At 72.8% G+C, this 24,774-nt stretch carries 19 protein-coding genes; 7 read left to right on the top strand and 12 right to left on the bottom strand.

The genetic code is table 11. The annotated features are described in order from the left end of the window. Positions 1–46 precede the first annotated feature (46 nt). Positions 47–1,456, top strand: a complete 1,410-nt coding sequence (locus BAY60_RS12455) for a PucR family transcriptional regulator (protein WP_112281110.1) — start codon at positions 47–49, stop codon at positions 1,454–1,456. 100 nt (positions 1,457–1,556) lie between these two features. Next, entirely contained in the window at positions 1,557–1,967 is a 411-nt protein-coding gene (locus tag BAY60_RS12450) for a pyridoxamine 5'-phosphate oxidase family protein (RefSeq protein WP_112281109.1), read from the top strand. A 9-nt stretch (positions 1,968–1,976) separates the two neighbouring features. Here the strand turns inward: BAY60_RS12450 and BAY60_RS12445 are convergent, their stop codons facing one another. Genes BAY60_RS12445 through aceB form a run of 3 tightly spaced genes read right to left on the bottom strand, consistent with a single transcriptional unit; the run spans position 1,977 to position 5,537 of the window. Then, positions 1,977–2,741: a LamB/YcsF family protein gene (locus BAY60_RS12445; RefSeq protein WP_245992463.1), complete on the bottom strand. Its 765-nt coding sequence runs from the start codon at positions 2,739–2,741 to the stop codon at positions 1,977–1,979. Between the two features lie 22 nt (positions 2,742–2,763). After that, positions 2,764–3,963: a DUF6986 family protein gene (locus tag BAY60_RS12440; RefSeq protein ID WP_112281108.1), complete on the bottom strand. Its 1,200-nt coding sequence runs from the start codon at positions 3,961–3,963 to the stop codon at positions 2,764–2,766. Continuing rightward, positions 3,963–5,537 carry a malate synthase A gene (gene aceB / locus BAY60_RS12435; protein WP_112281107.1) on the bottom strand — a complete coding sequence of 525 codons (1,575 nt, stop codon included), beginning with the start codon at positions 5,535–5,537 and terminating at the stop codon, positions 3,963–3,965. Before aceB ends, BAY60_RS12440 begins: the two co-directional genes overlap by 1 nt. A gap of 146 nt (positions 5,538–5,683) precedes the next feature. On the opposite strand from aceB, the gene BAY60_RS12430 reads away from it, so the two are divergent. Then, positions 5,684–6,457, top strand: coding sequence for an IclR family transcriptional regulator (locus BAY60_RS12430; protein ID WP_112281106.1), 774 nt, complete (start codon positions 5,684–5,686; stop codon positions 6,455–6,457). Positions 6,458–6,470: 13 nt separating this feature from the next. Here BAY60_RS12430 and ftsY read toward each other — a convergent pair whose 3' ends face one another. Then, positions 6,471–7,835, bottom strand: a complete 1,365-nt coding sequence (gene ftsY / locus BAY60_RS12425; protein WP_211330312.1) for a signal recognition particle-docking protein FtsY — start codon at positions 7,833–7,835, stop codon at positions 6,471–6,473. Between the two features lie 131 nt (positions 7,836–7,966). Between ftsY and BAY60_RS12420 the strand changes: the two genes are divergently transcribed. Genes BAY60_RS12420 through BAY60_RS12410 form a run of 3 tightly spaced genes read left to right on the top strand, consistent with a single transcriptional unit; the run spans position 7,967 to position 11,297 of the window. Beyond that, positions 7,967–9,172 carry an anhydro-N-acetylmuramic acid kinase gene (locus BAY60_RS12420; RefSeq protein WP_112281104.1) on the top strand — a complete coding sequence of 402 codons (1,206 nt, stop codon included), beginning with the start codon at positions 7,967–7,969 and terminating at the stop codon, positions 9,170–9,172. A gap of 9 nt (positions 9,173–9,181) precedes the next feature. Further along, complete coding sequence (locus BAY60_RS12415) at positions 9,182–10,693, top strand: sodium:solute symporter (RefSeq protein ID WP_112281103.1); 1,512 nt, start codon at positions 9,182–9,184, stop codon at positions 10,691–10,693. Then, positions 10,677–11,297, top strand: a complete 621-nt coding sequence (locus BAY60_RS12410; protein WP_245992462.1) for a maleylpyruvate isomerase family mycothiol-dependent enzyme — start codon at positions 10,677–10,679, stop codon at positions 11,295–11,297. Before BAY60_RS12415 ends, BAY60_RS12410 begins: the two co-directional genes overlap by 17 nt. Here the strand turns inward: BAY60_RS12410 and BAY60_RS12405 are convergent. From BAY60_RS12405 to BAY60_RS37850, 3 genes are all read right to left on the bottom strand, one after another. Further along, positions 11,277–12,050 (bottom strand): DUF3239 domain-containing protein, encoded by a 774-nt coding sequence (locus tag BAY60_RS12405; RefSeq protein WP_112281102.1) that lies wholly within the window; start codon positions 12,048–12,050, stop codon positions 11,277–11,279. The two genes, BAY60_RS12410 and BAY60_RS12405, sit on opposite strands and share 21 nt — an antisense overlap. Positions 12,051–12,209: 159 nt before the next feature. Then, positions 12,210–15,824 (bottom strand): chromosome segregation protein SMC, encoded by a 3,615-nt coding sequence (smc, locus tag BAY60_RS12400; RefSeq protein ID WP_112281101.1) that lies wholly within the window; start codon positions 15,822–15,824, stop codon positions 12,210–12,212. Between the two features lie 222 nt (positions 15,825–16,046). Then, complete coding sequence (locus tag BAY60_RS37850) at positions 16,047–16,334, bottom strand: acylphosphatase (RefSeq protein WP_281272716.1); 288 nt, start codon at positions 16,332–16,334, stop codon at positions 16,047–16,049. A gap of 146 nt (positions 16,335–16,480) precedes the next feature. On the opposite strand from BAY60_RS37850, the gene BAY60_RS12390 reads away from it, so the two are divergent. After that, the gene (locus tag BAY60_RS12390; RefSeq protein ID WP_112281099.1) at positions 16,481–17,113 is read left to right on the top strand and encodes a hypothetical protein; all 633 of its coding nucleotides are present in this window, start codon (positions 16,481–16,483) and stop codon (positions 17,111–17,113) included. On the opposite strand, the gene BAY60_RS12385 is transcribed toward BAY60_RS12390, so the two are convergent. From BAY60_RS12385 to kdpA, 5 genes are read right to left on the bottom strand one after another with little or no spacing between them, the layout of a single operon-like run. Then, entirely contained in the window at positions 17,110–17,802 is a 693-nt protein-coding gene (locus tag BAY60_RS12385) for a response regulator (RefSeq protein ID WP_112281098.1), read from the bottom strand. The two genes, BAY60_RS12390 and BAY60_RS12385, sit on opposite strands and share 4 nt — an antisense overlap. Further along, positions 17,799–20,327, bottom strand: a complete 2,529-nt coding sequence (locus BAY60_RS12380) for a DUF4118 domain-containing protein (RefSeq protein ID WP_112281097.1) — start codon at positions 20,325–20,327, stop codon at positions 17,799–17,801. The genes BAY60_RS12385 and BAY60_RS12380 overlap by 4 nt, the downstream gene beginning before the upstream one ends. 4 nt (positions 20,328–20,331) lie before the next feature. Next, complete coding sequence (locus tag BAY60_RS12375; RefSeq protein WP_112282335.1) at positions 20,332–20,919, bottom strand: potassium-transporting ATPase subunit C; 588 nt, start codon at positions 20,917–20,919, stop codon at positions 20,332–20,334. A 5-nt stretch (positions 20,920–20,924) separates the two neighbouring features. After that, entirely contained in the window at positions 20,925–23,009 is a 2,085-nt protein-coding gene (gene kdpB / locus BAY60_RS12370) for a potassium-transporting ATPase subunit KdpB (protein WP_112281096.1), read from the bottom strand. Next, positions 23,006–24,670, bottom strand: coding sequence for a potassium-transporting ATPase subunit KdpA (kdpA, locus tag BAY60_RS12365; protein ID WP_112281095.1), 1,665 nt, complete (start codon positions 24,668–24,670; stop codon positions 23,006–23,008). Before kdpA ends, kdpB begins: the two co-directional genes overlap by 4 nt. Between the last annotated feature and the right edge of the window lie 104 nt (positions 24,671–24,774).

The raw sequence follows: 24,774 nt of genomic DNA, 5'->3' as shown, positions 1-24,774 counted from the left end.
GACGGGGCAGCGTGAACCCGGCCGGTTGTGCTTTCCTACAAACCTCATGACGCTGGTGCGAACTCTGCTGGAGCTGCCCGAGCTGCGCCTGCGGCTGCGGGCCGGTGGCGACCTGCTCGACAACGAGGTGAGCCGGATCTACGTCACCGAGCTGCCCGACCCCAGCCGTTACCTGGCGCGGGGCGAGCTCGTGCTGAGCGGCCTGCTGTGGTGGCGCGACGCCGGTGACGCGGAGCCGTTCGTGGCCGCACTCGCCCGCGCCGGGTGCGCCGCCCTCGCCGCCTCCGGCGCCGATACCGGCGGCATCCCGGACGAGCTGGTGCGGGCGTGCGAACGGCACCGCCTCCCGCTGCTGGAGGTGCCTGCCGACCTGTCGTTCGCCGTGATCACCGAGCGGGTGGTGCTGGCTCTGGCGGCCGAGTCCGGAGGGGCGCGCAAACGCTTGCTCTCGGCCGCGGCCGACAACGCGACGCTGACGGCGTTGCTGCAGCAGGGTGCCGCCGAGCTGGGTGCCGACTGCTGGGTGCGCTCGGCGACCGGCAGGGTCGTGGCCGCGAGCACGCCCGCGCCGCCGCGCCAGCGCTCCGTGGTTCGCGTCGGCGGGCGGCACGCGATCCCGTGGTCGCTGGTGGTGGACGCCAGGCTCGGGCCGGGCGCGGCGGAGGTGGCCGACGAGCTGGCGGGCCTGGTGGGGCTGGCCCGGTCGCGGGAGGACGAGGTGCGCGCGGCGCGGATGCGGGTGGCCGAGCCGCTGCTCGCGCTGCTGGCGAGCTCCGGCGGCAGCGCGGCGGAGCTGACCACCGCGTTCGCCGCCACCGGCCTGCCGCCGGACACCGAACTGCGGGTGCTCGTCGCGCGCACGCCCGGCAGCCGCAGGGCGGCCGAGGTCCTGGGTGAGCTGCTGGCCGAGCACCCGGAGCCGGTGTTCGTCGGCAGGCCGGGCTCCGGCGACGACGAGGCGTACGCGCTGGTGGCGCTCGCCCGCCCGTGGCCGGCGGACTGGGCCGCGACGGCGGAGCACGCGCTGTCGGCGCTGGGCGGCGGGCGGGTGCTCATCGGCACGGGCGGGCCCGCCACGGTCGCGGGCCTGCGCGGGGCGAGTGAGGAGGCCCGCCATGCCGTGGTGGCGGCCGCGCGCAGCGACGACCGGGTGGCGGTGGTGTCCGGCGAGCAGATCGGGCCGCACCGGCTGCTGCTCGCGGGCGCGCCCGACGAACTACGGCTCGCGCTGCGGCAGCGGATGCTGGGCCCACTGCTGGACCATCCCGACCTGCTGCACACGGTGCGGGTGTTCCTGGAGCGCTCCGGCTCTCCCGCGCGCGCGGCGAAGGTGCTGCACGTACACGTCAACACACTGCGGTACCGCATCGCGCGGGCCGGTGAGCTGCTGGGAGCCGACCTCAGCGACTTCCGCACGCAGGTGGACCTCTACCTGGCGCTGTCGGTGGAGAACTGACGCTCCCGGCGTAGAGAGGTCTTTCGACTCTGCTGCGCACCGGGGGCCGCGTGAAGAGTCGGTGGAGCACGCAGTACCTGCCGCAGGCCGGAGAACCACCATGTCCCCCTTCACCGACATCGAGACGCTGTCCCCCGAGGAGTGCGTGCGCCTGCTGGGCTCCGCACCGGTCGGCAGGCTCGTGTTCACCGAGCACGCCATGCCCGCCATCCGCCCGGTGAACTTCGTGCTGGACGGCACGGACGTGATCGTGCGGACGGCGGCCGACTCGTGGGCGCGCGGGCTCAACGGCGCGATCGTCGCGTTCGAGGCCGACCACATCGACCCGGAAACGCACACGGGCTGGAGCGTCGTGGTGCTCGGCAAGGCGTCCGCGGTGACCGACGTCGACGCGCTGGTGCGGCTGAACGATCCGTCCCGGCGGCCGTGGGCGCCGGGCAGGCACGACCGCTGCATCCGGATCAGGGCCGGTCAGATCACCGGCCGCCGCCTGGTCCGCACGGCTGCGTGAGCACGGCGGTCACGCGAACGGGCGTACCTCGACACCGGCGTCCAGCAGCCCCTCCCGCACCCGGCGGGCGATCTCGACCGCACCCTGGGTGTCGCCGTGCACGCACAGCGAGCGGGGGCGGACCGCGACCACGCTGTCGTCGATCGCGGTGACGGTGCCGTCGGTGGCCATCCGGACGCTGCGCTTGACCACCTCGTCCGGCTCGTGGACGACGGCGCCGGGCTGGCGGCGCGACACGAGCCTGCCCTCCGGCGTGTAGGCGCGGTCGGCGAAGGACTCCTGCACCGGCCGCAGCCCCGCCTCCTGTGCCTGGCGCAGCAGTTCCGAGCCGGGCAGGCCGAGCACCGGCAGCTCCGGGTCGTAGCGCCGCACGGCGTCGACCACCGCGGCCGCCTGCTCGGCGTGGTGGACGACGGCGTTGTAGAGGGCGCCGTGTGGTTTGACGTAGCGGACCCGGGTGCCCGCGACCCTGGCGAAGCCGTCGAGGGCGGCGATCTGGTAGATGACGTCGTTGACCAGCTCGTGCGGATCCATGTCGATGAATCGCCTGCCGAAGCCCGCGAGGTCGCGGTAGCCCACCTGCGCCCCGATGACCACGCCGCGCTCGGCGGCCTGCTCGGTGACCCTGCGCAGCACCGACGGGTCACCGGCGTGAAAGCCGCAGGCCACGTTGGCGCTGGTCACGATGCCGAGCAGCGCCTCGTCGTCGCCGAGGGGCCACGCCCCGAACCCTTCTCCCAGGTCACTGTTGAGATCGATCACCGTGTCCGCCACCCCGCCAGGGTAACTCCGGCGCTCAGGCGGCGCGGCGGGCCAGCGCGTCGAGGCGGGCACGGTCGAGCGTGGTGAGTTCGGCGACCTCGGCCTCGTCGACGGCTCCGCAGTCGAGGCCCCGCGCGAGGTAGGCGGCCAGCGCCTGGGCGGTCGCCGGCTCGTCCAGCACCCCGCCCTCGGTGGCCGTCACGTAGTCGCGCAGCCGGGCCGCGGTGGCCGGCAGGTCCTCCCTGAAGAAGGCGTACGTCGCGGCGAACCGGCTCGGCAGCTGGTGCGGGTGCAGGTCCCAGCCCTGGTAGAAGCCGCGCTCCAGCGAGCGGCGCACCAACCGCTGGTGCTCGGCCCACGCGCCACGGACCGCGTCGGCGTCGCCGACGGGCAGCCGGTTGGTGGAGCCGTCGGACAGGCGCACTCCGGTGCCCGCGGCGGCCACCTGCATCAGCTCCTTGGCGAAGTCGGCCGCCGGGTGCTCCATGCTCTGGTAGGCGCCGCTGATGCCGAGCCCCGCGCTGTAGTCGTAGGTGCCGAAGTGCAGCCCGCTGCACCGGCCGTGTGCGGCGGCGATGATCCGCGGCAACGCCACCGTGCCGTCGTGGGCCAGCACCGACTGGGCGGTCTCGATCTGCACCTCGAACCGCAGCGCGCCGGCCGCGAGCCCGTGCGCCTTCTCCACCTCGGCCAGCACCTCCGCGGCGGCCTCGACCTGCTCGATCGCCGTCACCTTCGGCAGGGTGACGACGAAGCCGGGCGGCGGCTCGCCCAGCGCGGAGAGGAACACGTCGAGCGTGCGGATGCCGCGGCGGCGGGTCGCGGCCTCGAAGCTCTTGAACCGGATGCCGGAGAACGGCGTCGCCGCCTCCGCCGCCAGCTCCCGGGCGCAGCGCCGCGCGTCGGCGTCCTCGGCCTCGTCGCCGGGATGGCCGTAGCCGTCCTCGAAGTCGAGGCGCAGGTCCTCGATCGGCTGGCTCGCCAGCTTGGCGCGCACCCGCTCCAGCACGGCGGCCGGGGCGCCGAGCGCGTCGCCGTGCTCGGCGAGCACGGCCTGCGCCTGCTCGCCCCACTCGGCGACGAGCCCGGCGCGGTACCGGCCCGCGGGCACGTAGACGGTGTGCACCGGCTGCCTGCCCGCGGGCTCGCCCGGGTACGCCGCGGCCACGCGCGCATCGGCCTCGGCGAGCGAGGCGTCGATGCGCGCGTAGACCTCCTCGGACAGCCCCGCCACTACTTGATCCGCTCGTAGGCGGGCAGGGTCAGGAAGTCGGCGAAGTTCTCGGCCAGCGCGACCTCCTCGAACAGCTCGACGGCCTGCGCCAGCGCGTCGGCGGGCACGACGTCGGACAGCTCGGCGCGCACGTCCTCGAGCACCGAGCGCACCAGCTGCTCGGTGACCTGCTCGCCGCTGTCGAGCGTGATGCCGTTGCGGACCCACTGCCAGACCTGCGAGCGCGAGATCTCGGCGGTGGCGGCGTCCTCCATCAGGTTGTGGATGGCCGCCGCACCGTTGCCGCCCAGCCACGAGGCGATGTAGCGGACGCCGACGTCCACCGCGCCGCGCAGCCCCGCCATGGTGGCCTTGCCCTCGGTGGAGGCGATGTCGAGCAGCGCCTCGGCGGTGACGGAGACGTCCTCCCGCTGGCGGTCCACCTGGTTCGGCCTGTCGCCGAGCACCTTGTCGAACTCCTCCTTGCAGAGCTCGACCATGCCCGGGTGCGCCACCCAGGAGCCGTCGAAGCCGTCGCCTGCCTCGCGCGCCTTGTCGTCGCGGACCTTGGCGAAGGCCTTCTCGTTGGTCTCCGGGTCCTTGCTGGGGATGAACGCGGCCATGCCGCCGATGGCGAACGCGCCGCGCCGGTGGCAGGTGCGCACCAGCAGCTCGGTGTAGGCGCGCATGAACGGCGCGGTCATCGTGACGCTGTTGCGGTCGGGCAGCACGAACGCCTCGCCCGCGTCGCGGAAGTACTTGATGATGCTGAACAGGTAGTCCCAGCGGCCCGCGTTGAGCCCCGAGGCGTGCTCGCGCAGCTCGTAGAGGATCTCCTCCATCTCGAAGGCGGCCGGGATCGTCTCGATGAGCACGGTGGCGCGGATGGTGCCGTGCTCGATGCCCAGCTCGCGCTCGGCGTGGGTGAACACGTCGTTCCACAGCCGCGCCTCGAGGTGGCTCTCCAGCTTCGGCAGGTAGAAGTACGGGCCACGGCCGCGCGACAGCAGCTCGCGGGCGTTGTGGAAGAAGTAGAGCCCGAAGTCCACCAGCGCGCCGACGGCCTTGCGGCCCCCGATCTCGATGCCGCGCTCGTCGAGGTGCCAGCCGCGGGGGCGGACCACGATGGTGGCGTGCTCGACGTCGTCGCGCAGGGCGTAGTGCTTGCCGCCGCTGTCCAGCTCGATGGTGCCCCTGATCGCGTCGGAGAGGTTCACCTGGCCGGACACCACGTTGGCCCAGTGCGGCGTGTTGGCGTCCTCGAAGTCGGCGAGCCACACCTTGGCGCCGGAGTTGAGCGCGTTGATCGTCATCTTGCGGTCGGTGGGACCGGTGATCTCCACGCGGCGGTCGCGCAGGGCGGGTGGCGCCTCGGCCACCTGCCACTCGGACTCGCGGATCTCCCTGGTCTCGGGCAGGAAGTCGAGCCTTCCCGTGCGCTTGGCCTCCTCCCGGCGCTGGGCGCGCGCCTCGAGCAGCTTGTCCCGCGTGGCCGCGAAGGCGTCGTGCAGACCGCCGAGGAACCGCAGAGCCTCCGGGGTGAGCACTTCGTCGCCACGCTCGACCGCGTCGCCGACCACACGAACTTCAGACATGCGAACACCTCAAACAGTGCCTCTGGATGCCAATCCGGCCGGACGAGCCTCCGGCCTCTTAGCATGACGATCATCTTGTTTTACATCTCGGACTATAGTTTCTACATTGCGGAAGCTCAACGTGAGTGATCGCGAGAGGAGAGCCAGTGGCCCCCGAGAGATCAGCAGGCGGCGGGGTGCAGTCGCTTCAGCGTGCCTTCGAGCTGCTGGAACGGCTCGCGGACACCGGAGGCGAGGCGAGCCTGTCCGAGCTCGCGACGTCCTCCGGACTGCCGATGCCGACGATTCACCGGCTCATCCGCACGCTCGTGGCGCTCGGCTACGTCCGGCAGAACACCAACCGCCGCTACGCGCTGGGGGCCCGGCTGATCCGGCTCGGCGAGAACGCCAGCCTGCAGTTCGGCACGTGGGCCCGGCCCCTGCTGGCCGAGCTGGTGGACGAGGTCGGCGAGACGGCCAACCTCGCGGTGCTGGAACGCGACGAGGTGGTCTACGTCGCGCAGGTGCCGTCGCGGCACTCGATGCGGATGTTCACCGAGGTCGGCCGCAGGCTGCTGCCGCACGGCACCGGCGTGGGCAAGGCGATCCTGTCGACCCTGCCCCCGGACGAGGTACGGGCCCTGCTGGAGCGCACCGGCATGCCCGCCTACACCGACCACACGCACACCGACGTCGAGCGGTTCCAGCGGCACCTGGCCAAGATCGCCAAGCAGGGCTGGGCGCTCGACGAGAGCGAGCAGGAGCTCGGCGTGCGCTGCCTGGCCGTGCCCGTGCCGGGCGCGCCGACGCCCACCGCGGTGTCGGTGTCCGGGCCGGAGGGCAGGCTGACGAAGGAGGTCGTCACGCGCATCGCGCCCGTGGTGCAGCGCATCGCCACCGCGCTGTCGGAGCAGCTGACCTCGCGCGACCTCTCCGCGTAGGCCTGTTCCGCGCTCAGCCGAGCAGGGCGTCGACGAACGCCTTCGGCTCGAACGGGGCGAGGTCGTCCGGGCCCTCGCCGAGGCCGACCAGCTTCACCGGAACGCCCAGCTCGCGCTGCACCTGGAAGACGATGCCGCCCTTGGCGGTGCCGTCCAGCTTGGTGAGCGCGATGCCGGTGACGTCCACGACCTCGGAGAACACCCTGGCCTGCGCCAGGCCGTTCTGCCCGGTGGTGGCGTCGAGCACGAGCAGCACCTCGTCGACCTTGGCCTGCTTCTCGACCACGCGCTTGACCTTGCCCAGCTCGTCCATCAGGCCGGTCTTGGTGTGCAGCCTGCCCGCGGTGTCGACGAGCACCGCGTCCACGCCCGTGTCGATGCCCCGCTTCACGGCGTCGAAGGCCACCGAGGCCGGGTCGGCGCCCTCCCTGCCGCGCACGACCTCGGCGCCGACACGCTCCGACCAGGTCTGCAGCTGCTCGGCCGCGGCGGCGCGGAACGTGTCGGCCGCGCCCAGCAGGACCTGGCGGCCCTGCGCGACCAGCACCCTCGCGAGCTTGCCGGTGGTGGTGGTCTTGCCGGTGCCGTTGACCCCGGCCACGAGTACGACAGCGGGCTGCTTCACGCCCTCGACGGTGTGCGGCAGCGCGCGCACGGAGCGGTCGGCGTCCGGCCACAGCGCGTCGGTGAGCACCTCGTGCAGCAGCGCGCGCGCGTCGTCGGACGTGCGGACCCCGCGCGCGGACAGCTCGGTGCGCAGCTTCTCGACGATCTCCGTGGTGGTCGAGGCGCCGAGGTCGGCGACGAGCAGCGTGTCCTCGATGTCCTGCCAGGAGTCCTCGTCCAGATCACCCGCGCCGAGCAGGCCGAGCAGGCTCTGGCCGAACGCCGAGCGCGACTTCGACAGCCTGCCGCGCAGCCGCTCCATGCGGCCCGCCGCGGGCTCGGGCTCCTCGGTCTTCGCCGCGGGGGCGGCCTCCGGTTCCGGCGCGGGCTCCGGCCGGGCCTCCGGCTCCGGTTCGGCCTCCTCGCGCGGCTCGGGCACGGGTGCCTGCCGCTGCTCGTCCGGGAGGCCGACGTCGACGATGCCGCGCCTGGGCGCGTCCCTCGGCACGGCGGCATCGTCGCCGACGCCGGGCTCGCCGTCGGTCTCGGTGCGCTCCTGCGCCGGGTGCTCGGGCGCCTGCGTGCCACCCGGGGCGAACGCGATGCCGCCACCGGCCTGGTAGCTGCCGCGCTGCGGCGCCTGCTCGCGCTCGCGTTCGAGGCTGATCCTGCGCTTGCGGGAGATCACCAGCCCGGTGACGAGCGCGGCGATCACCACGACAACCGCTACGACGACAATCCAGATCCAGGCGCTGCTAGACACGCCTGTCATCCTCGCATCCGCGCAGGACCGGAGCAGGGCACCCCTGGAGGTCGTCAATGACCAACGTCGTTTGCGTATTTTTGGACAAACTTTCACCGAATGTCTTGCGCGCGGCCGCTGACCTGGACTAGACCACTGCCGTGGCCGATTCCCCTGCGGCGCTGCGGGTCGCCGGACTGATCTCGGGCACGTCGGTCGACGGCATCGACGTCGCCCTCGCCGCGCTGCACGCCGACGGCGAGGACCTCGTGCTGGAGCCGCTCGGCCACCTGGAGGTGCCCTACCCCGGCACGCTGCGCGACGACCTGCTCGCGGCGCTGCCTCCGGGCGCGTGCGACGCGGAGCGGCTCACCCGGCTCCACACCGGGGTCGGGCAGGCCTTCGCCGAGGCCGCCGTCACCGCGATCGACCGGTTCGGCGGCGGCCACGCCGACCTCGTCGCCTCGCTGGGCCAGACGATCTTCCACTGGGTCGAGGGCGGGACCGCGCGCGGCACGCTCCAGCTGGGGCAGCCTGCGTGGATCGCCGAGCGCACCGGGCTTCCCGTGATCGCCGACCTGCGCGCCAGGGACGTCGCCGCGGGCGGCCACGGCGCGCCGCTGGCGAGCACGCTCGACGCGCTGTGGCTGCGCGCGCTCGCCGAGCGGGAGCGCGAGCCGGTGGCGGCGCTCAACCTCGGCGGCATCGCCAACCTCACCGTGGTGCGGGCAGGTGGCGCGGTGCTCGCCTACGACACCGGGCCCGGCAACGCGCTGCTCGACGCCGCCGCCACCGAGGTCACCGGCGGCGCGTGGCACAGCGACGTCGATGGGGCGCTCGCCGCGCAGGGCACGGTGCACCCGGGCCTGCTCGACCGGCTCCTCGCCGACCCGTACTACGCGGCGCCGCCGCCGAAGTCCACCGGCAAGGAACACTTCCACGCCGCCTACCTGCACGAGGCGCTGGCCGGGCTCCCGCAGGTGAGCGGCCCGGACCTGCTCGCCACGCTCACCGAGCTCACGGCGGTGACCGTCGCGCGGGAGTGCGCGCGCCACGGCGTGAGCACCGTCGTCGCCTCCGGCGGCGGCCTGCGCAACCCGGCGCTGGTGCGGGCGCTCGGCGCGCGGGTGCGCCTGGCCGCCAGCGACGAGCACGGGCTGCCCTCCGACGCCAAGGAGGCCTACCTCACCGCCGTGCTCGGCTGGCTGGGCTGGCACGGCGTCTGCGCCAACGTGCCCGCCGCCACCGGGGCGCGCGGGCCGCGCCTGCTGGGCAGCATCACACCCGGCGACTCCCCACTGTCACTGCCGGCGTCACGGCCGGTCATTACCCGCCTGCGAGTGGCGAAGCCCACACCGACACGGTAGGAGAGAGCAATGCGCGCACTGGACCTCGTGATCGTCGCGGTTTTCCTGGTGGGCACGCCGCTGCTCGGGGTGGCGCTCGCGGGCAGGCAGCGCTCGTCGGCCGACTACTTCGTGGGCAGCAGGCAGATCCCGTGGTGGGCGGTGACGTTCTCCGTCGTCGCCACGGAGACCTCGACGCTGACGGTGATCAGCGTGCCGACCGTCGCGTACCTCGGCAACGTCACGTATCTGCAACTGGCGATCGGCTACCTCATCGGGCGCGTCGTCGTGGCGTTCGTGCTGCTCCCCCGCTACTACGCCGGCAACCTGGTGAGCGCCTACGGGTTCCTGGGAACGCGGTTCGGCAGCGGCATGCAGGGCACCGCGTCGGTGACCTTCCTGGTGACGCGCCTGCTCGCCGACGGCGTCCGGCTGTTCGCCACCGCGATCCCGGTGAAGGTGATGCTCGCCGCGTTCGGGGTGGAGGTGCCGTACTGGGTGGTGGTCGCCGCGATCGCGCTGGTCGCGGTCGTCTACACCTATCTCGGCGGCATCCGCGCGGTGATCTGGGTGGACGTCGTGCAGATGGGCATCTACGTCCTGGGTGCGCTCGCCGCCGTGTTCGTGCTGGCGGGCAAGCTGCCGGACGGCTGGTTCTCCTCCGCCTCGGCCGAGGGCAAGTTCCAGCTGTTCGAGTTCTCCTCCAACCTGCTCACCGACCAGTACGCGTTCGTCACCGCCGTGGTGGGCGGCGCGCTGTTCGCGATGGCCTCGCACGGCGCCGACCAGCTGATGGTGCAGCGCCTCCTCGCCTGCCGGAACGTCCGCGACAGCCAGAAGGCGGTGATCGCCAGCGGCGTCGTGGTGTTCGTGCAGTTCGCGCTGTTCCTGTTCGTCGGCGCGATGCTGTGGTCCTTCTACCGGGGTGCCGACCCGGCGCGGCTGGGAATGAGCGCCAGCGACGAGCTGTTCCCGACGTTCATCGTCGAGCAGCTGCCGAGCGGGCTGTCCGGCCTGCTCGTCGCGGGGATCCTCGCCGCCGCGATGAGCACGATCTCCTCGTCGCTGAACTCGCTGTCCACGTCGACGATCAGCGACCTGTACCAGCGGCTCACCAAGCGCCCGCTGCCCGACGCCGCCGTGCTGAGGCAGGCCAAGCTGTGGACGCTGATCTGGGCGGGCGTGTTCGTGCTGTTCGCGTCGCTGTTCACCAGCACCGACCAGCCGGTGGTGGAGCTGGGCCTGAGCATCGCCAGCTACACCTACGGCGCGCTGCTCGGCGCCTTCGCGCTCGGCATCCTCGTCAGGCGGGCCAGGGAGGCCGACGCGATCGTGGCGTTCGTGGCGACCATCGTCGTGGCCGCGGTGTTCGTGCTCGGCGTGGAGTTCACCGTCGACGGTGAGCGGGAGCCGCTGGCCTTCCCGTGGTACGTGCCGCTGGGCGTGGTGGTGACGCTGCTCGTCGGCGGGCTACTGTCGCTGCGACACCGCACCCCCGACCCGAAGGCCGTCGAGGAAACCCCCCGTGAAGCCACCACCTGAGCCCGGAGCGCGCACGCTGCTCGACATCGGCGAGTTCTGCACCACGTTCCTGCGCGCCCAACCTGCGTCCTGCTGGGACGACCGCGCACCGGACATGGAGTGGACGACGCGGCAGGTCGTCGCCCACATCGCGAACACCCTGCTGTGGTACGCCTTCGACTTCGCGGCGGGCGACACCGAGCTGTCCACTGCGGACGTCGCGGTGCGCGACGACGCCGAGCCCGCCGAGCTGGTGCGCACGGTCTCGGCGAGCGTGCGCCTGCTCGCGGCGCTGGTGCAGACCGCGGAGGGCGACCGGCGCGGCTGGCATCCGCGCGGGCGCGCCGACGCCTCCGGCTTCGCGGCGATGGCGTGCGACGAGCTGCTGGTGCACACCGACGACGTGGCCCGCGCGGCAGGCGTGCCGTTCGCGCCGCCGCCGGAGCTCGCCGAGGCGACGCTGCGCAGGCTGTTTCCCTGGGCGCCCGCGGACGGCGAGCCGTGGCCGAACCTGTTGTGGGCCAACGGGCGGATCGCGCTGCCCGACCGTCCCCGGCTCGAGACGTGGACGTGGCACTGCGCGCCGCTGTCCGAATGGGAGCCCTCAGACTCCGGCTGTGCCTGACACCGAGCCGACGAAGCGAGCCCTGCCGTCTGCCTGCCACTCCACCGGCACGCCGAGCCGGGTCGGCGGGCGGCGCAGCGACTCGTGCAGCTCCTCGTACGGGATGCGGCTCAGCCTGCTCCAGCTGCGGCGGATCCCGGCCACCCTGGCCGTGCCCGCGCGCAGCTGTTCCCACTCGGCCTGCGGGATGACGTTGCTCGCGCGGTCCAGCACGTCAGGATCGGCGGTCGCCCACACGACGGGGGACGCCTCGAAGTTCCACCACTGCCTGCTCCACGGCGGTGCGACGAAGCCGTGCATCACGCACGGAACCCACTGGCCGGGCACGAACCGGGTGCCCTCCCTGGCCTCGAAGGTGACGAGGCGGTAGGCGAACGCGGGCGGGGCCGCCGGGTCGCGGGAGGTGTCGCCGAGCACGAGCAGTTGCACGGTGGCGTCCGCCTGCTCGACGACGAGGCCGGGGACCAGCGGCCCGCCGCGGTAGGGCTTGCTCGCGTTGCCGGCCAGCAGGCCGCGCACCAGCAGACCGAGGCCGACGACCAGCGCGAGCGCACCGAGCAGCACCGACCACCAGCGGCCGTCGACGATGGCCCACGCGCCGAGGCCGATCAGCCCGCCGCCGACCCCGAGCCCGAGGGCGATCCACACGGCGCGCCGGTAGACGTTCGGGCTGCTCGCGCGCAGGTGAGCGGGGTCGATCGGGGCGTCGAAGAACCGCCGGGGATCACCCGAGGGCCAGCCGTCGTCACTCATGCGGGCATCTTGGCAGAACCAGCCGCCGCCCGGCACCGCCTCACCGATTCCCGCCGCCAGAAGCTCCCCAATGCGGCATTCGCTCCACTGGATGGAGCGAATGCCGCATTCGCTCCGTTGAGTGGAACAAATGTGGCATTGGGGAGCTTGGGGGCGCGGTCAGACGGGGGCGGGTTCCGGTTCGGTGACCTCGCCCTCGTCGGTGCGCAGGCGCTGGGAGATCACCTTGGTGATGCCGTCGCCCTGCATGCTCACGCCGTAGAGCGCGTCGGCGATCTCCATCGTCGGCTTCTGGTGCGTGATGATGATGAGCTGCGAGTTGGCGCGCAGCTGCTCCAGCAGCCCGATGAGCCGGCGCATGTTGGTGTCGTCCAGTGCCGCCTCGACCTCGTCCATGACGTAGAACGGCGACGGCCTCGCCCGGAAGATCGCCACCAGCATCGCCACCGCGACCAGCGACTTCTCGCCACCGGAGAGCAGCGACAGCCGCTTGACCTTCTTGCCGGGCGGCCGGGCCTCCACGTCGACGCCCGTGGCCAGCATGTCCTCCGGCTCGGTGAGCACCATGCGCCCCTCGCCGCCGGGGAAGAGCACCGAGAACACGGTCTCGAACTCCCGCGCGACATCGTGGTAGGCGCTGGTGAACACCTCGAGGATCTTGTCGTCGACCTCCTTGATGACGGTCAGCAGATCCTTGCGGGTGGCCTTGAGGTCCTCCAGCTGCGTGGACAGGAACTTGTAGCGCTCTTCCAGCGCGGCGAACTCCTCCAGCGCCAGCGGGTTGACCTTGCCCAGCAGCGCCAGGTCCTTCTCGGCGCGCTTGGCCCGGCGCGCCTGCGTGTCGCGGTCGTACGGGATCGGCTGCGGCGCCATCACCGTCTCACCGCGCTCCTTGGCGGCCTCGTACTCGGCCATCTCGCCCGCGCCCGGCGGCACGGGCACGTCCGGCCCGTACTCGGCGACCAGGTCGTCAAGGCCGATGCCGAACTCCTCGGTGATCTTCGCCTCGAGCTGCTCCAGCCGCAGCCGCTGCTCGGCGCGCTGCACCTCGTCGCGATGCACGGCATCGGTGAGCTTCTCCAGCTCGCCGGTCAGCTCGCGGACCCGGGCGCGCACCTGGGCCAGCGCGGTCTCCCGCCGTTCCCGCTGCGCCTGCGCGGCGTCGCGTTCCTGCGCCGCCCGCTGCAGCGACGTCTCGATGCGCTCCAGCGCGATCTCGCCGCCGTTCACCACGGCCGCCGCGATCTCGGCGCCCCTGGCCCGGGCGATCCGGGCCTTCTCGGCGCGCTCCCGGGCCTGCCGCTCCGCTTCGGCGGCACGGCGCAGCGAGTCGGCCCTGCCCGCGATGCCCCGCGCCCGCTCCTCGGCGGTCCGCAGCGCCAGCCGCGCCTCCACCTCCTCCTGCCGGACGGCGGCCAGCGACTCGGCGGCCTCGTCCCGCTCGGTGGTGTCGGGGTCCTCGTCCACGGGCTGGTCGGACACGGCGGCCAGCCGCTCCTCCAGCTCCGACAGCTGGGCGAGCACCTCCTCGCGGTTGCGCTCGATCTTGGCCCGCTGGTTGTAGAGCCGCTCCAGTTCCGACGACGCCGACCGGGCGGCGTGCTCCAGGCTGGACAGCCGCTCCGTGGACCGGGCCCGGCGCACCTTGGCCTCGTTGAGCGCCTCCTTGGCCTCGGCGACCTCCGCGCGCCGGTCCTGCTGCTCGGCGCGGGCACCCTCCAGCTCGGCGGCGGTGCGTTGCAGCACCCGCTCGGCGGCGGCCAGCCGGTCCTGCGCCTCGTCGACGGCGGCCTGCACCTCGATCACGCTCTCGTCGCGCGCCGAGCCGCCCATCGCCCAGTGGCTGCCGAAGACGTCGCCGTCGTTGGTGACGGCCGTGACCTCGGGGTGCTCGGCGACCAGGCTGCGCGCGTCGTCGAGGGCGGGCACCAGCGCCACGCGCTCGAGTGCGCGTTCCACGGCGGGACGCAGCGGCTCCGGCGCGGTGACGACCTCGCGCGCCCACCGGGCACCCGGGGGCAGCGCGGGCCAGCCGGAGGTGTCCACAGTGGCCTGCGCGCCACCGAGCAGGAGTCCGGCACGGCCGGACTCGTTGGCCTTCAGGTACCGCAGTGCGGCGAGCGCGTCGGGACCGGCCTCGACGGCGACCGCGTCGGCCACGGGCCCGAGGGCGGCGGCCAGCGCCACCTCGTAGCCGGGGTCGACGGTGAGCAGCGCCGCGACGGAGCCGAGCAGCCCGGGCAGCTCGTCGGCCGCACCGAGCAGCGCACCGGCGCCGTCCTTGCGTTTCAGGCCCATCGACAGCGCGTCGACCCTGGCCTTCTCGGAGGCGATGTCGCGCTCGGCGGCACGCTCGGCCTTGACCAGCTCCTCGACCCGGGCCTTGGCGGCGTTGTTGGCCTCGACGGCGCGGTCGTGCCGTTCCTGCAGCCCGGCGTCGTCGGACTCCTCGACGCCACCCTCCGCGCGAGCCTGCTCCAGTTCCTCGGCGGCCGCCTCGGCGCGGGCGCCGGCCTCCTCGATGCCGGTGGTGAGGCGCTCGATCTCCTCGGCGGTGGCGTTGTCCTTGCTGCGCAGTGCGTCGACCTGGCCAGTGAGCTTGGCGATGCCCTCCCGGCGGTCGGCGATGGCGCGCACGGCGGCCATGTGCGCGCGCTCGGCGGCCTGCACGGCCTGCTCCAGGTGCTCGCGGCGCTCGACGGTGCCCGACAGCAGCGCCCTGGCCTCGGTGACGGCCTCGTTGAGCTCCTGTTCCCGCTCCGCGGCGCTCTCGGCCTCGGCGAGCAGTTCCTCGGGGTCCCGGCCGGTGGAACCGGTCTCGACCTCGGCGGAAAGGTGCCGCTGACGCTCGACGGCCAGCCGGACCGTGCCGCGCAGCCGCTCGGCCAGCGCCGACAGCTTGTACCAGGTGTCCTGGGCGGCGGACAGCCGCGGCGCGTCCTCGGCGAGCGCGGCCTCCAGCTCCGTCTCCTCCGCGGTGGCCACCTCCACGGCCTGCTCCACCTCGGCGCGCCGGGCGCGGGCGGCGCTCTCGTCGGCCTCCTCCTTGGCGATGGCCTCGCGTTGTGTGACGAGGTCGTCGGCGTAGAGGCGCAGCTTGGCGTCGCGCAGCTCGGACTGCACCACCTGCGCCTTGCGCGCGATCTCGGCCTGCTTGCCCAGCGGCTTGAGCTGGCGGCGCAGCTCGGCGGTGAGGTCATTGAGGCGGTCGAGGTTGCCCTGCATCGCGGTGAGCTTGCGCAGCGCCTTCTCCTTGCGCTTGCGATGCTTGAGCACACCGGCGGCCTCCTCGATGAAGGCGCGCCGTTCCTCGGGCTTGGCCTGCAGGATCTCCGACAGCTGCCCCTGGCCGACGATGACGTGCATCTCGCGGCCGATGCCGGAGTCCGACAGCAGTTCCTGGATGTCGAGCAGGCGGCAGGAGCTGCCGTTGATCTCGTACTCGCTCGCGCCGTCGCGGAACATGCGGCGCGTGATGGAGACCTCGGTGTACTCGATGGGCAGGGCACCGTCGGCGTTGTCGATGGTCAGCGTCACCTCGGCGCGGCCGAGCGGCGCGCGGCCCGCGGTGCCGGCGAAGATGACGTCCTCCATCTTGCCGCCGCGCAGGTCCTTGGCGCCCTGGGTGCCCATGACCCAGCGCAGGGCGTCGAGCACGTTCGACTTGCCGGATCCGTTCGGGCCGACGACACACGTGATGCCCGGTTCGAACCGCAGGGTGGTCGCCGACGCGAAGGACTTGAAGCCTCTGAGCGTCAAGCTTTTCAGGTGCACGCTCGCGTTGCCCTTCCCCTACGACTCCCTTTTCCAGTCGGATGATGCTACCCGGGGCGCCGTCGGGCCCGTGGGATGCCGGGCCCGGGCGCGCCCGCACCACCACCGGTGTCCCACCCCCTCTGTCACACCCGCCTCACACGCCCCACCCGGAACGGGAGCAAGGGACATTTACTCTCGTTTTGTGGGAGTAAAGCTCCCTTGCTCCCGGCTTGGGGGCGGTCAGCGCTCGACGAAGCCGGTGAGGCCTCCCCGAGCGGGTGACCAGCGCTCCGCTACGTGATCCACTCGACCGGGTGACTCCCCGGAGCGCAGGGCCTCCAGGAGCCGCTCACAGTTGTCCCGCGGCCCCTCGGCGATCACCTCGACCCGGCCGTCGGCGAGGTTGGCCGCGCTGCCGACGAGACCGAGCTCCAGCGCCCTGCTCCGCGTCCACCAGCGGAAACCGACTCCCTGAACCATGCCGTGCACCCAGGCGGTGAGGCGGGTCACTTCCACTCCGTCAGCCACGTCCCCATCGTGCCGCACCCGATCGGTCGCACACAGTGAGCCTGATTCACGGAGTCGCGTGTCCGCCGTCACCTCGTGGTGGTACTGTCCCGGCCGGGGTCCGCCAGTTGGGCTAATCGTCCGCGAAAACTCCGAAGGAGTCATGCATGACCCAGTCGCAAGGGTCAGAGCACCGCGCCGAGGTCGCACCGCCTCGCGAGGCGACCGGAAGGCTGCACCGCACCGGCTACGTCGCGCTCGCCGCGAGCGGACTGGTCCTCGCCACGGCGTTCGGCGCCATCGCGCAGGTCACCGGCGGCGCCTCGCCGTCGGACGCCGACGGGCAGACATCCGCCCAGCACGACGGCAGCACCGGCGCACCCGGTGGCGGCGGGCCGCAGCTCGTCCCCGGCCAGGCGATCCCCGGCGAGACGACCATCATGATCGACGGCGTGGCCGTCACCGGCACACTGCCGCCCTCGTCCACCTCGCCGACCACGGTCGTCAGCCGCGGCCCCGACGGCAACACGACCACCACGGTCATCACCCGGCCCGCCCGCGGCTCGTCGTCACACAACCCGAGCAGGCCCGGCAACGGCGGCGGCGACCTGCCACCGTCCACCGGCAGCCGCAGCGACCCACCGGCGAGCACATCGACCGGCGGCAACAGCACCAGCACGCAGACCTCGACAAGCTCGTCGACCACGACTACCGAGACGGCGACACCAACAACGACGAGAACGGGCTCCTCTGACGGCTCGTCCTCGGATCCCGGCACCACCGGCCCGAGCGGCACCTAGGGTTCGAAGCGGTAGCCCATTCCCGGCTCGGTGAGCAGGTGACGGGGCCGGGACGGCTCCGCTTCGAGCTTGCGGCGCAGCTGCGCCACGTAGACGCGCAGGTAGTGCGACTCCGTGTCGTAGGACGGTCCCCACACCTCGTGCAGCAACTGTTTCTGCGTCACCAGCCGGCCCCGGTTGCGCACCAGCAGCTCCAGCAGCCGCCACTCGGTCTTCGTCAGGTGCACCTCCGTGCCCTCGCGGCGCACCTTCTTCGCGGCCAGGTCGATCATCAGCGACGCGGTCTCGACCACGGCGTCGCTCTCCGATGTGGACACCGCCGACCTTCGCACGGCGGCGCGCAGCCTGGCCAGCAGCTCGTCCATGCCGAACGGCTTCGTGACGTAGTCGTCGGCCCCGGCGTCGAGCGCGTGCACCTTGTCGGCGGAGCCGTCCCTGGCCGACAGCACGATGATCGGCACCTGCGTCCACCCGCGCAGGCCGTTGATGACCTCGACACCGTCCAGGTCGGGCAGTCCGAGGTCGAGCACCACGACGTCCGGCTTCGCCTCCGCCACCGCCTTGAGCGCCGCCGCGCCGTCGTGCGCCGTGACCACGGTGTAGCCACGCGCGGACAGGTTGATGCGCAGCGCCCTCGCGATCTGCGGGTCGTCGTCCACGACGAGCACCGTGCTGGACTCCGTTGTCATGCGCCTCCTCCGTGCTCGGCAGGCAGCGAGATCACGACCGTCAGCCCGCCGCCCGGCGTGTCCTCCGCACGGATCGTGCCACCCATCGCCTCGGTGAAGCCCTTCGCGACCGAAAGGCCGAGCCCGATCCCCGGCGTGGCGTCCCGGTCCCCGAGCCGCTGGAACGGAGCGAACGCCGAGTCGGCCGCGCCCTTCGGCAGCCCGGACCCGTGATCGGTGACCCGCAGTTCCACCTGCTCGCCATATGCGCTGGCCCGCACCGCCACCGGCTGCTCGCTGCGGCCGTGCCGCAGCGCGTTGTCGACGACGTTGGCCACCACCCGCTCCAGCAGGCCGGGGTCGGCGCACACCCACGGCACGTCCTCGCCGACGTCCACGCGCACCGACGCCGATCCGTCCAGGTTGGACAGCGCGAGCGCCACGACCTCGTCGTAGCCCACCGGTTGCAGCCGCGGCTGCACCGCACCCGTGGCCAGGCGCGAGGAGTCCAGCAGATTGTCGACCAGCCCGGCGAGCCGGTCGGTGGACACCTCGATGGTTTCCAGCAGCTCGTCGGTGTCCTGTGGCGACAGCTGCAGATCCGCGGCCCGCAGGCTGCCGATCGACGCCTTGATCGAGGTCAACGGCGTGCGCAGGTCGTGGCCGACGGCGGAGAGCAACGCCGTGCGCAGCTCCGTGGCCTGCGCCTTGCGCTCGGCCTCGGCGGCCGCGGCGGCCATCCGCTGCTGCCGCAACGCGAGCAGTGCCTGCCCCGCCGCGGTCTCCAGGACCCCGCGATCCTCGGCGGGCAGCGACCGGCCGCGCAGCGTCAGGTGCACGTCCTCGGTCACCGGAATGTCCACATCGGCCTGCCCCGGCTGCGCGCAGTACCCGGCACCGACTTCGGAGACCCGCCGCCACTGGCCGTCCTTCTTCTCCATCAGCCCCACCGAGGCCTGCCCGAAGTTCTCCCGCACCTTCTCCAGCAGCCGCTCCACCGGCCGCGGGCTGGTGAGCACGGTGCGGGCATACGAGGCCAGCAGCGACGCCTCCGTGCGCGCCCTGGCGGCCATGCTGGCCCTGCGTGCCGCCGACCCGACCACGAGCGCGACCAGGATGGCCGCCACGAGCATCGCCACCAGCGTCACCACGATCCTCGGCGACGCCACGGCGAGCGTGTAGTAGGGCTCGGTGAAGAAGAAGTTGAGCAGTCCCGCCGACAACAGCGCGGCCGCCAGCGCGGGGCCGAGCCCGCCGACCAGCGCCACCACCACCGTGCACAGGAAGAACAGCACCACATCCGTCGAGAAGTCCAGCTGCGCCTTCAGCAGCTGCCCGATCGTGGCGGCCAGCGCGGGCAGCAGCAACGCCAGCACCCAGCCGCTCGCGTGCCGCAGGGAGCTGAGCGGGCTGCGCGCCAGCCGCGCCCGCAGTCTGCCGCCCGCCTCGTCGTGGGTCACCATGTGCACGTCGATGGGGCCCGAGCGCTGCACCACGGTCGCGCCGATGCCCTCGTCGAACAGCCGCGCGAACCGCGACCGCCGCGAGGTGCCGAGCACCAGCTGGGTCGCGTTGACGCCGCGCGCGAAGTCGAGCAGCGCCGTCGGCACGTCGTCGCCCACCACGGTGTGGAACGTGGCGCCCACGTGCTCGGCGACCTTGCGGTAGGCGATGTCGCCCGGCCCGAGCCCGCTGAGTCCGTCCCCGCGCAGGATGTGCAGCACCAGCAGCTCGGCACCCGCGCGCGTGGCGATGCGGCGCGCCCTGCGGATCAGGGTCTCGCTCTCCGGGCCCCCGGTGATGGCCACGACGACCCGCTCGCGGGCTTCCCACGTCTCGGTGATCTCCTGCTCGGCGCGGTAGCGCTGCAACGCGACATCCACCTGGTCGGCCACCCACAGCAGCGCCAGCTCCCGCAGCGCCGTCAGGTTGCCGACCCGGAAGTAGTTGCTCAGCGCGGCGTCGATCCGCTCGGCCGGGTAGACGTTGCCGTGCGCGAGCCTGCGCCGCAGCGCCTCCGGCGTGATGTCCACCAGCTCCACCTGCTCGGCGTTGCGCACCACCTCGTCGGGCACCGTCTCCTGCTGGCGCACGCCGGTGATGCGCTCGACGACGTCGCCGAGGCTCTCGAGGTGCTGCACGTTCACCGTGGTGAGCACGGTGATCCCGGCGTCGAGCAGTTCCTCGACGTCCTGCCAGCGCTTCTCGTTGCGCGAGCCGGGCACGTTGGTGTGGGCCAGCTCGTCCACCACGGCCACCTCGGGCCGCCTGGCGAGCACCGCGTCGACGTCCATCTCCGCGAACCCGGCGCCCCGGTGCTCCAGCGTGCGCACCGGCACGGCGTCCAGCCCCTCCAGCAGCTCGGCCGTCCGCAGGCGCCCGTGTGTCTCCACGAAACCGATGACGACGTCCGTGCCGCGCTCGTGGCGGCGGTGTGCCTCCCCGAGCATCGCGTAGGTCTTGCCGACGCCGGGTGCGGCGCCCAGGTAGATGCGCAGCTCACCTCGGCGCGGCGGCTCCTGCGCGGGCTCCCGCTCTGACTCCACGCCCTTAGTGTGCACGCGCCTGCACGGCGAGGTTGAGCCGCAGCACGTTGACCGACGGCACCCCGATGCCCCTGGTGGAGGTGCAGCGCTCGATCAGGTGCCGCACCTCGCCGGTCGCCAGCCCGTTGTTGCGCGCCACCCGGGCCGCCTGCAGGTGCGCGTAGGCGACGCTGATGTCCGGGTCGAGCCCGGAGGCGGACGCGGTCACCGCGTCGGCGGGCACCGCCGCCGGGGACACGCCTTCGCGCTCGGCGATCTGCTCCTGCCGCTGGCGGACCAGCCGCACCTGGCCCGGGTTGAACGCCGAGGCGTTGGACCCGCCCGAGTCCGGCGGCCCGCCGGTGGCCGACGGCCGGGTGTGAAACCACGGGTCCCGCGCGGGCGGGCCGTCGAACACCGGGTCCACCCCGATCAGCGCCGACCCGGCGGGCCTGCCGTCGTGTTCGACGATCGAGCCCTCGGCATGGTGGTGCAGACCGGGCAGGCGCGAGACCGCCCACACCGACAGCGGGTAGGCCACGCCGAGCAGCACCGTGAAGACGAGCAGCACGCGCACCGCGGCCGCGGACTGGACGGCGAAGGACTTGAGCATGGAGGTCACCCGATCCCCGGGACGAGCCGGACGAGAAGGTCGATGAGCCAGATGCCCGCGAACGGCGTGACGAGGCCGCCGACGCCGTAGACGAGCAGGTTGCGCCGCAGCAGGGCCCGCGCCGACGACGGCCGGTACCGCACGCCGCGCAGGGCCAGTGGGATGAGCGCCACGATGACCAGCGCGTTGAAGATCACGGCCGAGAGGATCGCCGATTGCGGCGTGGCCAGCCCCATGATGTTCAGCGCGCCGAGCTGCGGGTGGATCCCCGCGAACATCGCGGGCAGGATCGCGAAGTACTTGGCGAGGTCGTTGGCGATGCTGAACGTCGTCAGCGCGCCACGGGTGATGAGCAGTTGCTTGCCGATGGCGACGATCTCGATCAGCTTCGTCGGGTCGGAGTCGAGGTCCACCATGTTGCCCGCCTCCTTGGCCGCCGACGTGCCGGTGTTCATCGCCACGCCCACGTCGGCCGCGGCCAGCGCGGGCGCGTCGTTGGTGCCGTCGCCGGTCATCGCGACGAGCCGACCGCCCTCCTGCTCGGAGCGGATCAGCGCCAGCTTGTCCTCCGGCTTCGCCTCGGCGAGGTGGTCGTCGACCCCGGCCTGCCCGGCGATCGCCGCCGCGGTGAGCGGGTTGTCGCCGGTGACCATCACGGTCCGGATGCCCATGGCGCGCAGCCGCGCGAACCGTTCACGCATACCCGGTTTGACCACATCGGACAACCGGACGACACCGCGCACCACGGCCACGCCGCGCGCCAGTTCCGCCACCACGAGCGGAGTGCCGCCCTGCCGTCCGATCTCGTCGGCGACGCGTCCGGTCTCGGCGGGCACCGTGCCGCCGTGCCCGGCCACCCACGCGGCGACGGCGTCGGCGGCACCCTTGCGGACCCACCGGCCGTCGGTGTCGAGACCGCTCATCCTGGTCTGCGCGCTGAACGCAACCACCTCGCCGCCCGGCTCGGCCGTGGCCAGGCGGGGGTACTCACGCGCGACGAGCTCGACGATGCTGCGGCCCTCCGGTGTGCCGTCGCCGAGGCTGGCCAGCCACGCGGCCTCGGCCAGCACCGCCGGGTCCGTACCGCCCACCGGCACCAGCTCGGTGGCGCTGCGGTTGCCGTAGGTGATCGTGCCCGTCTTGTCCAGCAGCAGGGTCGACACGTCGCCCGCGGCCTCCACGGCGCGGCCGGACATGGCGAGCACGTTGCGCCGCACGAGCCGGTCCATGCCCGCGATGCCGATGGCCGACAGCAGGGCCGCGATCGTGGTGGGGATCAGGCACACCAGCAACGCGGTGAGCGCGATCACCGGCTGCGTGCCGCCGGAGTAGCGGGCCATCGGCTGCAGCGTCACCACCGCGAGCAGGAAGATGACGGTCAGCGTGGACAGCAGGATGGTCAGCGCGACCTCGTTGGGGGTGCGCTGCCGGGAGGCGCCTTCGACCAGCGCGATCATGCGGTCCACGAAGGACTCGCCCGGCCTGCTCGTGATGCGCACGACGATGCGGTCGGAGAGCACCGTGGTGCCACCGGTGACGGCACACCGGTCACCGCCGGACTCCCGGATCACGGGTGCCGACTCGCCGGTGATCGCGGACTCGTCGACCGTGGCGATGCCCTCCACGACGTCGCCGTCGCCGGGGATCGTCTCCCCCGTCTCGACCACCACGTGGTCGCCGACGCGCAGGCTCACGCCCGGCACCCGGTCCTCGCCGCCGCCGGGGCGCAGCCGCCGTGCGGTGACCCGCGTCGCGGCACGGCGCAGGGACGCGGCCTGTGCCTTGCCCCTGTCCTCGGCGACGGCCTCGGCGAGCGCGGCGAACAGCACCGTGAACCACAGCCACGCGGTGACCAGGATCGTGAACGCGCTCGGCTGGGCGACGGCGAACCCGGTGGCCAGCGCCGATCCGGCCCACACGACGAACAGCACGGGGTTGCGCGCCTGGTGCCGGGGGCCGAGCTTGCGCAGCGCGGCGGGCAGGGCACGCAGCAGGTGCCGCGGGCGGAAGCCGCCGGGGTGGCCGGTACGGGGCGCGGCGAGGCGGGCGGACTCCTCCGCGGTGCCGCCGGGTGAGGTGGCGAGCGTCATGCGAGTGCCTCCGCGAGGGGCCCGAGCGCGAGCGCGGGCACGAACGTCAGCGCCGCGACGAGCACGATGGTTCCGGTGAGCAGCGAGCCGAACAGGGGGCTCGCGGTGGGCAGGGTTCCGGGCGTCTCGGGCACCTTCCGTTGCGTGGCCAGCGATCCGGCGAGGCACAGCACGGCCACGATCGGCACGAACCGGCCGGCGAGCATGGCCACGGCCAGCGAGGCCTGGAACCAGTCGCTGGTCGCCGTGAGCCCGGCGAACGCGCTGCCGTTGTTGTTGCCCGCCGAGGCGTAGGCGTAGAGCACTTCGGACAGCCCGTGCGGGCCGGCGTTGGTGAGCGCGGCCGCCAGTTCACCGGGCATCAGCATCGTGGCCCCGGTGCCGAGCAGCACCACGGTGGGCATGGTGAGCAATGCCACGGCGGCGCAGGTGACCTCGCGCCGCCCGAGCTTCTTGCTCAGGTACTCCGGGGTTCTGCCGACCATGAGCCCGGCGAGGAACATCGCGATGATCGCCAGCACGAGGACGCCGTAGAGCCCGGCGCCGACCCCGCCGGGCGTCACCTCGCCCAGCAGCATGTTCCCCAGCGGGACGGCGCCGCCGAGCCCGCTGAAGCTGTCGTGCATCGCGCTGACCGCGCCCGTGGACGTGCCGGTGGTGCTCGTGGCCCACAGCACGGAGAGCCCGATGCCGAAGCGCTGTTCCTTGCCCTCCAGGCTCGCGCCGGCCAGCAGGGCGGCCGGGCCGTTCGGGTGGGTCTCGGCCCACCACGCGACGGCGAGCATCGCGCTCCACAGCACGCCCATGACGGTCAGCAGCACGGTGCCCTGCCGCCGGTCACCCACCAGTGTGCCGAACGTCCTCGTCAGCGACACCGGGATGACGAGCAGCAGGAAGTTCTCGGCCAGGTTGGTCCAGACGGTGGGGTTCTCGAACGGGTGCGCCGAGTTGGCGTTGAAGATGCCGCCGCCGTTGGTGCCGAGTTCCTTGATGGCCTCCTGACTGGCGGCGGGTGCGAGCGCCAGCGTGCTGCGCGTGCCGTCCGGGCCGGTCACGGTGACCCCGGAGCGCAGGCTCTGCACCACCCCGAGCGCGACGAGCAGCACCGCCGCGGCGAACGACAGGGGCAGCAGGACGCGCAGCGTGCCCCGGGTGAGGTCCACCCAGAAGTTGCCGAGCCGCTCGGCGCTGCGCAGCGTGAACCCGCGCACCAGCACGATCGCCACCGCCATCCCGACCGCGGCGGACAGGAAGTTCTGCACCGTGAGCCCGGCCAGTTGCACCGTGTGGCCCAGCACCTGCTCGGGCGAGTAGGACTGCCAGTTGGTGTTGGTGACGAAGCTGACGGCGGTGTTGAACGCCATCGCCGGTTCCACGGCGCCGCGGCCGAAGTTCAGCGGCAGCACGGGCTGCAGGCGCTGCAGCAGGTACAGAGCGGCGATGGAGACGAACGAGAACGCCAGTATGGACAGGGCGTAGGTCGGCCAGCGCTGCTGCGAGTCCGGGTCGACACGCAGCAGCCGGTACAGCGCCCGCTCGGCGCGCCAGTGCCGGTCGCTGGTGTACACACGCGCCAGGTAGTCGCCGAACGGGCGGTACACGGCGGCGAGGGCGCCGGCGAGCAGTGCGAGTTGGACGGCACCGGCCCAGAAGTCGCTCACAGCTTTTCCAGCCCGCGCACCGCGAGCGCCAGAAGCAGGAAGCCGCCGATCAGCAGGGCGGCGACGAGGAAGTCGGTCACGCGGCTCAGCGTCTGCGAGGCCGC

The organism is Prauserella muralis, from assembly GCF_003202285.1.
Classification (GTDB): domain Bacteria; phylum Actinomycetota; class Actinomycetes; order Mycobacteriales; family Pseudonocardiaceae; genus Prauserella_B; species Prauserella_B muralis.
Note: the sequence above shows the minus strand (reverse complement) of the source record. Positions and strands in the feature narration are given on the sequence as shown.